Below are 8635 nucleotides of genomic sequence, written 5' to 3' on the forward strand. Positions count from 1 at the left end.
GAGGAAGGCGAGGAAGGTCTCGGGCGCCGACATATGCGCGTACTGGGTCAGCGCGGTATGCTCGACCGCCCACACGTTATCGAAGCCCATTTCCTCGGCGAGCAGCGACTGCTCGATGATTTCATGGAACGTCCGCGCCTCGTTCTCGCGCGACGTGTCCACCATCTGGGCTTCGTAAATGATCGAGAATTTCATCGCTCTCCACCTTCCTGATCTGACTTGCAGCCGGAATAAGCGGAGAGCGATGCGCGCGCTTGGTCCGTTTGGACTAAACCCGCTGCGACGAGATATTGCCCCCGTCCACCACCAGTTCGGCGGCGGTGACGTAGCTTGCATCGTCGGACATCAGGAAGCGCACCACGCTGCCGATTTCCTCGGGCTCGCCGATCCGCGCGAGCAGGATGCGCTTCTCGAAGAAACCGGGGAGGTTGTCGACCGCGGGCTTCATCATCGGGGTCATGATCTGCCCCGGCGACACCGAATTGACCCGCACCCCGTCCCGCGCCAGCCGGTCGGCGAGCGAGCGGACCAGCGAGAGCATCCCGCCCTTCGCCGCGGTGTAGATCGGGTTGATCGCATTGCCGAGCGTCGCGTTGATCGAGGTGATCGCGACGATCGCCGACCCCTTGTTGGCGGCAAGATCGGGCTGGAGCTTCTGCGCGAGGAACGCGAGCGGACGCAAATGGGTGTGAATCCCCGCGTCCCAGCTTTCGGCGGTCATCCCGTCGATCGATGCGGTATCGACGACGCCCGCGGCGTGGACGAACCCGCCAATCGATCCCATCGCCGCGCGGCTCTCTTCGATCGCGGCGTCATAGCTGTCGAGATCGCGGATATCGACGCCGAGGCCGATCGCCTTGACGCCGAATTCTTGCGCCACCGCCGCGGCGGCATCGCGCGCACGATCGGCCGCGATATCCCACAAAGCGACCGGGCGGCCGACCGCGGCGAGCGCCTTCGCCGAGGCCAGCCCGATCCCCGAGGCCCCGCCGGTCACGATCACGCCGGTCGCCGGCAGGTTCAACTTGGATGTCACTTAATGTCCTTTCCGTTTGACATCGCCAGCCCCCCTTGTGTCCCGGCGAACGCGGGGACCCAGCCTCCCGCCTTGGCGGGAGCACAATAGGGGGGTCGCTGCGGGCCTCTCAATAAACCGCCGCCGGGTTCGGCTCCGGCGGGCTGCCGAGCATCTCGCGATACGACGGCCGCTCCTTGCCGCGGTCGGTGACGCCGAGATCGCGCGCCACTTCCGCGCCGATCAGCGTCCGCCCGCTGAGCGCCGCGCCCTTGGGATCGGTCGCCAGCGCATAGATGATGTGCCCCGTGAACTCGGGGTTCTCGGCGGTCTCGATGAAGCCTTCATATTGTTCCGGGTTGGTCTCGCGCGCGATCGCCGAGCGCTCGGTGACCAGCGGGCCCATCCAGATCGAGAAGGTGCGCACGCCCGTCTCGCGCAGATCATGCTCCATATCATGCGCGAATTTGTCGATCCCCGCCTTTTGCGCACCATAGGCCGGCCCGTGCATGTAGCAGGAGGCGCCGAACGACGAGCCGAAGGCGATCGTCCCCGAACCCTGCCGCACCATCATCTTCGCCGCGTGCCAGCTCGCGACATAGGCCGAGCGTAGCCCGACATCGAGGATGCCGACCGCCGCCAGTTCCTTTTCCCAGAACGGTTTCTTCTCGATCAATTGCCGGTGCATGTAAGCGGCATTGTTGACGAGGATATCGAGCCGCCCCTGCTCGCGCTCGATCTGTTCGAACAGCGCGGCGACCTGCGCGTCGTCGCTATGATCGCACACCACCGGGATCCCCTTGCCCCCTGCCCTGGTCACCGCCTCGGCGGTTTCGCCGACGGTGCCCGGCAGCACCGTGCCGTCCCAGCCGTGCGCCAGCCCCGGCGCGGTGCTCCGCCCGGTGACATAGACCGTCATCCCCTTCTCGCCGAACCCGCGCGCAATTCCCGCCCCCGCGCCCCGGCTGGCGCCGGTGACCAGTGCAACCTTCGGCTCGACCATGACAATCCTTTCCCGATTCGACGCAAACTAGCGTATTTTTATCAAAATAGCCCATAGACTCGAATTTATAAACGTAATTATCTGCGCACAAGGCCAATGTCGACGCCTCCCTTCGTCATTCCCGCGAAGGCGGGAATCCATAAGCACTGCCACCTGCGATTCTACGCAGAGGCCAGCCAGAATGGATTCCCGCCTTCGCGGGAATGACGAGGAGGTTTCTGAGCGCTTTTAGCCAAAATGGATGATGCCTGGCCCCTGTCGCCGCGGGAAGCTTAGGATTAGAAATATCCGACTGGAGAGGCGCAGCGTATGAGCGAACATGATCTGGTGATCCGTGGCGGGACGATCGTCGACGGCAGCGGCGGGGCACTGTTCGAGGGCGATGTCGCGGTGAAGGACGGGCAGATCGTCGCGCTGGGCAATGTCGGCGGGCGTGGCGCCGAGGAGATCGACGCCAGGGGCCGGATCGTCACCCCTGGCTTCGTCGACGTCCACACCCATTATGACGGTCAGGCGATCTGGTCCGCGCGGCTCGCGCCCTCCTCGTCACACGGCGTCACCACCGCGGTGATGGGCAATTGCGGGGTCGGCTTCGCGCCCTGCCGCGCCGACGACCGCGATCTGCTCGTCCGGGTGATGGAGGGGGTCGAGGATATCCCCGGCGTGGTGATGACCGAAGGGCTGCGCTGGGATTGGGAGACCTTTCCCGACTATCTCGACCGGCTCGAGGCGGGGCGGCGCGATATCGACGTTGCCGCCTATCTCCCGCACTCCCCGCTGCGCGTCTATGTGATGGGCGAGCGCGGCGCGAAACGCGAAGCAGCGACCGAGGGCGATCTCGCGCGGATGCGCGCCTTGAGCCGGGAGGCGGTCGAGGCCGGCGCGCTCGGCTTCGCCACCTCTCGGCTCAACATCCACCGCACCGCCGACGGCGACCAGATCCCGAGCTACGACGCCGATACCGCCGAACTCAAGGCGATCTGCGCCGGGATGAGCGATGCCGGTTCGGGCATATTGCAGATCGTGCTCGACGCCTATCGCGGCTGGGCCGACGAGTTCGACGTGATGGCCGACGTGGTCAAGGCATGCGGCCGCCCCGCGACCTATACGCTCGCTTGCGGCAATGACGGGCCGCCGACCTGGCGCGAGGCGATCGCGCGGATGGAAGCGGCCAATGCCGCCGGCTCGTCGATCACCGCGCAGGTGATGCCGCGGCCGATCGGGCTGATCGCCGGGATCGAGCTGTCGGTCCACCCCTTCGTGCTGTGCCCGAGCTATCGCGCGATCGCGCACCTCCCGCTCGCCGAGCGGATCGCGGCGATGCGCGATCCCGCGGTGCGTCGCGCGATCCTTTCCGACACCCCCGAGCCGGGCCACCCGCTCTCCGGCATCGCGCGAATCTGGCAGTGGATGTTCCCGCTCAACGATCCGCCGAATTACGCCCCACCTGCCGATCAGAGCATCGCCGCGCTTGCCGCCGCGCGCGGCTGCACCCCGGCCGATTATGCCTATGACGCCTTCCTCGACAGCGCGGGCGAGGCGATGTTCCTCGCCGCCCTGGGCAATTATGAGAACGGCCGGCTCGACGCGGCATATGAGATGCTGACCCACCCTAATTGCGTCCCCGGGCTCGGCGACGGCGGGGCGCATTATGGCGCGGTGTGCGACGCGAGCTATTCGACCTTCCTCCTTACGCATTGGGTGCGCGACGCGACGGAGCAGCGGATCGACTTGGCGCGGGCGATCCATATGCTCACGTCACGGACCGCGCAGACGGTGGGGCTCGGCGATCGCGGCGTGCTGCGCATCGGCGCCAAGGCGGATATCAATGTGATCGACCTCGATCGCCTGCAGCTGCACCGCCCGGAGATCGTCCGCGACTTGCCCGCGGGCGGGCGACGACTCGATCAGCGCGCCAGCGGTTACGATGCGACGATCGTGTCGGGCGCGGTGATCCGCCGCCACGGCGAGGCGACCGGCGCGCTGCCGGGCCGATTGGTGCGCGGGGCGCGGTAGCTATTCCCGTCATCCCAAGCCCGGCTTGTGCTCCCGCGAAGGCAGGAGCCCAGGCTGGGTCCCGCCTTGGGTTCCCATCAAAGTAATACTTTAGATGGGGCCCTTCGCGGAGACCCAAGAAAGGAGCGCGGCATTGAGTATTTTCGTAGTTCAACTTCATGTATTTTACGCTATGCATTGACAGCCACGCCGCCAACGCGCCAATTGCGTTGACTTCAGCGCAATCGGATTCGGTGGAACCGCGCCAATGACACAGGATTTCACGGGAGAGGTGGCGATCGTCACCGGCGGGAGTGACGGCATCGGCCGGGCGACCGCGCGGTTGCTCGCGCAGCGTGGCGCGACCGTCGCGATCTGCGCGCGCCGGCCGGACAAGCTCGCCGAGGCCGAGGCGGAAATCGCCGCGACCGGGGGCAAGGTTGAAATCCACCAGCTCGACGTTTCCGACGATGCGGCGTTCACCGCGCTCGTCGAGGATGTCGCGCGGCGCCACGGCCGGCTCGACATGATGGTCAACAATGCGATGTCGGTCCATTATGCGCCGATCGGCAGCCTGACGCTCGATCAGTGGCGGCAGGATTTCGCGGTCAACGCCGATGCGGTGTTCGTCGGCACCAAGGCGGCGATGGGGGTGATGGCGAAACAGGGCAAAGGCTCGATCGTCAACATCTCCTCCTCCTGCGGCATCCGCGCCGCGCCTTATATGGCGAGCTATTCGGCGTCGAAGGCGGCGCTGATCCAGTTCACCGCGGTCGCCGCGATGGAGGGCGCGCGATCGGGCATCCGCGTCAATGCGATCGTCCCCGGACAGGTGCAGACCGCCGCGACCGAGGCGTTCGGCAAGGCCGCGCCCGATACCGCCGCCAAGACGATCGACGCGATCCCGATGGGCCGCGGCGGCGCGCCCGACGAACTCGCCGAGGCGATCCTGTTCATGCTGTCCGACGCCGCAAGCTATATCACCGGCACCGCGCTGCCGGTCGACGGCGGCAAGGCAGCGCAACTCTATCTGCCGTCATAATGGGAGCCGCCGCGATGAACCCGCTCGATTATTCCGGGAAGACGGTGCTCGTCACCGGTGGCGGACGCGGGATCGGCCGCGCCTGTGCCGAGGCATTCGCCGCCGCCGGCGCGACCGTGGCGATCGCCGAGGTGAGCGAGGAATTGCGCGCCGATTTCGCCGCCGCTTTTCCTGATGCGTTCGCGCTGCGCTGCGACGTGACCAAGAGCGCCGAGGTCGCCGCGCTCGCGGCGACGCTGAAAGAACGCTTCGGCAGGCTCGACGTGCTGGTCAACAATGTCGGCGATTTCCTCCACGCCAAGCCGTTCGAAACGATGAGCGACGAGGAAATCGACGGCATCGTCGAGATCAATTTCGGCCAGGTGATGCGCGTCACCCGCGCGATGCTGCCGCTGCTGCGCGCCGCCGCGCCCGGATCGAGCATCGTCAGCGTGACCTCGATCGAGGCGTTCCGCGGCATCCCCAATTGCGCGGTCTATGGCGCGTGCAAGGCGGCGGTGACCGCGTTGAGCAAATGCCTCGCGCTCGAACTGGCGCCGGATGGCATTCGCATCAACGATATCGCTCCCGAGACCACCGATACGCCGCAGGTCGCGCTGGATTACATGATCCCGCCCGAGAATCGCACGCATATGGACAAATGGATCCCGCTCGGCCGCTTCGGCAAGCCGGAGGACATCGCGGGCGCGGCGCTGTATCTCGCCAGCCCGCTCGCGAGCTGGGTGACGGGGACGACGATCCACGTCGACGGCGGCGCGCTCGCCGCGGCGGGCTGGACGCGGACCCCCGAAGGACAATGGACGGTCGTCCCGCTGGTCAGCGGCAACGGCCTGCGGATTCCGGCCTAATGACAATATCCCCCACGGTTCGGGCTGTTTGGCGCTCGGCGCTCTAGGAGAGAGACTATGAAAATCCTCGTCGTCGGCGGCACCGGTGGTCTTGGCGGCCATGCCGCGATCCATCTCGCGGAAAAGGGCCATGACGTGTCGATCGCCGCGCGTAACCCCGCGCCGGCGGGCACCGCAATGGCCGATATGCCGTTCCTCAAGGGCGATTATGTCGCGGGCGATTTCACCCCCGATCGCCTCAAGGGGTTTGACGCGATCATCTTCGCCGCGGGCAACGATCCGCGCCACATCCCGCCCTCGATCGATGCGCAGGAGCATCTCAACCGCGCCAATACCGAGGCGGTCCCCGCCTTCATGCGTGCCGCGCGCGAGGCCGGGGTGAAGCGCGTGATCCAGCTCGGCAGCTTCTACCCGCAGGCCGCGCCCGAGCTCGAAAGAAACAATTTCTACATCCGCTCGCGCCGACTCGCCTGCGAGGGCGCGCGCGCAGAGACCCGCCCGGGGTTCGACGTGATCAGCGTCAACGCGCCCTTCATGGTCGGCGCGGTACCGGGGCTGTCGAGCATGATCTTCGAGCCCTATGTCGCCTGGGCCGAGGGCAAATTGCCGATCCCGGTGTACGCACCCGCCGGGGGCACCAATTTCATGTCGTTCCGCTCGCTGAGCCAGGCGCTCGAAGGCGCCTTGCTGCGCGGCGAGCCGGGCAAGGCCTATCTGGTCGGCGACGAGAATCTGAGCTTCGCGGATTATTTCGGGCTGTTCTTCGCCGCCGCCGGCAATGCCGCGCGCCCCGAGGCGCGCGATGAATCGCACCCCTTGCTCCCCGATGTCGCGATTCCGCAGGGGCGCGGCAACTGGATCCGCTACGAGCCGGACCCGGCCGAAACGGCGCTGCTTGGCTATACGCGCAATGATGTCGCCAATGCGGTCGCCGAGGTGGTCGCGCAATATGGCGGGGCCAATGTCCCGGCTTGAGGACGAGGCCGCGCTGCGCCGCACTGCGGAACTCTACGCCGCCGGCGCCGATCGGCGCGACAAGGCGCTGTGGACCGAGGTGATGACCGAGGATTGCGTGGTCGAAGGCCCGGGCTTCCGCATTGAGGGGCGCGATGCGGTGCTCGGCAGCATCGACCTGCTCGAACGCATGTTCCTCAAGACGCAGCATCGCGTCCACAACCAGCTCGTCACGATCCATGGCGATCGCGCCGAGGGCGAAACCTATTCGACCGCCGACCATCTCGTCGCGGCGGACGGGGGCAAGAGCCTGTTGTGCTGGTCGATCCGCTATCAGGATCAGTGGCGACGCGAGGGCGGCGCATGGCGCTTCAGCCAGCGCACGCTGATCGTCGATTGGGAAGAAACGCGGACAATGGGCCAATGACGCGCCCGCTCGACGGGCAGACCGCGATCGTCACCGGGGGTAGCGGCGGGATCGCCACTGCCTCCGCACTGCTTCTCGCCCGCGACGGCGCGACGTTGCTGCTGATGGGGCGCCGGCTGGACGCGCTGGAGCGCAGCCGCGCCGAAATCCTCGCCGCAGTGCCCGATGCGCGGATCGAAGTGTTCGCGGGCGACGCGACCATCGAGGGCGACGTGCAGGCGGCGCTCGGCGCGGCGCATTCGATCGCGGGGCGGCTCGACGTGATCGTCGCGACGGTCGGCGGCGGCGGGTTCAAGCCGTTCATGTCGCTCGAAGCGCACGAACTGCGCCACGATTTCGACTTCAACGTCACCAGCACCTTCCTCGCGATCCGCCACGGCGTCCCGCTGATGCAGCCGGGCGGAGCGATCGTGTGCATCTCGTCGACCGCGGCCAAGCTGCCGTTCCACTTTCTCGCCAGCTATCATATCGCCAAGGGCGCGCTCGAAGCCCTGGTGCGCGGCGCGGCCGAGGAGTTGGGCGCGCGCGGCATCCGCGTCAACGCCGTCCGCCCCGGGCTCACCCGCAGCGACGCGACCGGGCCGATGTTCGAGACCCCCGGCGTGCTCGACGCCTTCGCCCCCGAATTTCCGCTCGGCCGCTTCGGCGAACCGGTCGATATCGCGCAGGCAGTACGCTATCTCGCAGGGCCGGAATCGTCGTGGGTCACGGGGCAGAGCTTCGCGGTCGACGGCGGTAACGAGCTGCGTCGCAATCCCAACCTCTCGGCCGTGTTGCAGGCCGGCTGACCGGAAGACAGATGAACTTCGCATTCACCGACGAACAGGCGATGATCGCGGAGACGGCCAAGGCCTTCTTCGACGAAAACGCCACCAGCGAGCGCACCCGCGCCGCAATGGACAAGGACGGCGTGGACCGCGCCCTGTGGCACAGCTTCTGTCAGGAGCTCGGCCTTGCCGGGATCGCCTTGCCCGAGGCGCACGGCGGCTCCGGGCTGGGGCTGGTCGAATTCGCGATCCTCGCCGAAGCGGCGGGGGCACAGGTGGCGGCGCTGCCGATGCTCGGCTCGCTGGCGATGACCGCGCATGGCCTCGCCCGCGGCGGATCGGAGGCGCAAAAGGCCGTGTGGCTGCCGAAGCTCGCCAGCGGCGAGGCGATCGGCGCGACGGGGCTCGCCGCGAAGGTCACTGCGTCGGGCGACCGACTATCGGGAACGGTCGATTTCGTCGCGCATGGCGCGTCGGCGGATGTATTTCTGATCGCCACCGACAGCGCCGCGTGGCTGGTCGAGCGCGGCGCGGCGGGGCTGATCGTCGCCGCCTGCACGACGCTGGACCAGACGCGCCCCTTC

General features: G+C 67.2%; 9 protein-coding genes and 1 pseudogene. 7 read left to right on the forward strand and 3 right to left on the reverse strand.

All coding sequences use genetic code 11. The features are described from left to right. From BGN95_RS05160 to BGN95_RS05170, 3 genes and pseudogenes are all read right to left on the reverse strand, one after another. Positions 1–195 (reverse strand): annotated as a pseudogene (locus BGN95_RS05160) (LLM class flavin-dependent oxidoreductase); the annotation flags it as partial. 73 nt (positions 196–268) lie between these two features. Then, positions 269–1036 (reverse strand): SDR family NAD(P)-dependent oxidoreductase, encoded by a 768-nt coding sequence (locus BGN95_RS05165; protein ID WP_179511054.1) that lies wholly within the window; start codon positions 1034–1036, stop codon positions 269–271. Positions 1037–1145: 109 nt separating this feature from the next. Beyond that, entirely contained in the window at positions 1146–2018 is an 873-nt protein-coding gene (locus BGN95_RS05170) for an SDR family NAD(P)-dependent oxidoreductase (protein ID WP_265313187.1), read from the reverse strand. Positions 2019–2327: 309 nt separating this feature from the next. Between BGN95_RS05170 and BGN95_RS05175 the strand changes: the two genes are divergently transcribed. The 7 genes from BGN95_RS05175 to BGN95_RS05205 all read left to right on the forward strand — a co-directional run. Further along, entirely contained in the window at positions 2328–4034 is a 1707-nt protein-coding gene (locus BGN95_RS05175) for an N-acyl-D-amino-acid deacylase family protein (protein ID WP_179511052.1), read from the forward strand. Between the two features lie 247 nt (positions 4035–4281). Beyond that, entirely contained in the window at positions 4282–5055 is a 774-nt protein-coding gene (locus BGN95_RS05180) for an SDR family NAD(P)-dependent oxidoreductase (RefSeq protein WP_179511051.1), read from the forward strand. A 14-nt stretch (positions 5056–5069) separates the two neighbouring features. Next, positions 5070–5903: an SDR family NAD(P)-dependent oxidoreductase gene (locus BGN95_RS05185; protein WP_286771856.1), complete on the forward strand. Its 834-nt coding sequence runs from the start codon at positions 5070–5072 to the stop codon at positions 5901–5903. A gap of 57 nt (positions 5904–5960) precedes the next feature. Further along, the gene (locus BGN95_RS05190; RefSeq protein WP_286771857.1) at positions 5961–6878 is read left to right on the forward strand and encodes an NAD-dependent epimerase/dehydratase family protein; all 918 of its coding nucleotides are present in this window, start codon (positions 5961–5963) and stop codon (positions 6876–6878) included. Further along, positions 6865–7284: a nuclear transport factor 2 family protein gene (locus BGN95_RS05195; protein ID WP_265313191.1), complete on the forward strand. Its 420-nt coding sequence runs from the start codon at positions 6865–6867 to the stop codon at positions 7282–7284. The genes BGN95_RS05190 and BGN95_RS05195 overlap by 14 nt, the downstream gene beginning before the upstream one ends. Then, positions 7281–8072, forward strand: coding sequence for an SDR family NAD(P)-dependent oxidoreductase (locus tag BGN95_RS05200; protein WP_286771858.1), 792 nt, complete (start codon positions 7281–7283; stop codon positions 8070–8072). Before BGN95_RS05195 ends, BGN95_RS05200 begins: the two co-directional genes overlap by 4 nt. Before the next feature lie 11 nt (positions 8073–8083). Continuing rightward, positions 8084–8635: acyl-CoA dehydrogenase family protein (locus BGN95_RS05205; protein ID WP_286771859.1), on the forward strand; the 552-nt coding region annotated here is incomplete at its 3' end.

The organism is Sphingomonas sp. 66-10 (assembly GCF_001897045.1).
In the GTDB taxonomy this organism is placed as follows: Bacteria; Pseudomonadota; Alphaproteobacteria; order Sphingomonadales; family Sphingomonadaceae; genus Sphingomonas; species Sphingomonas lycopersici.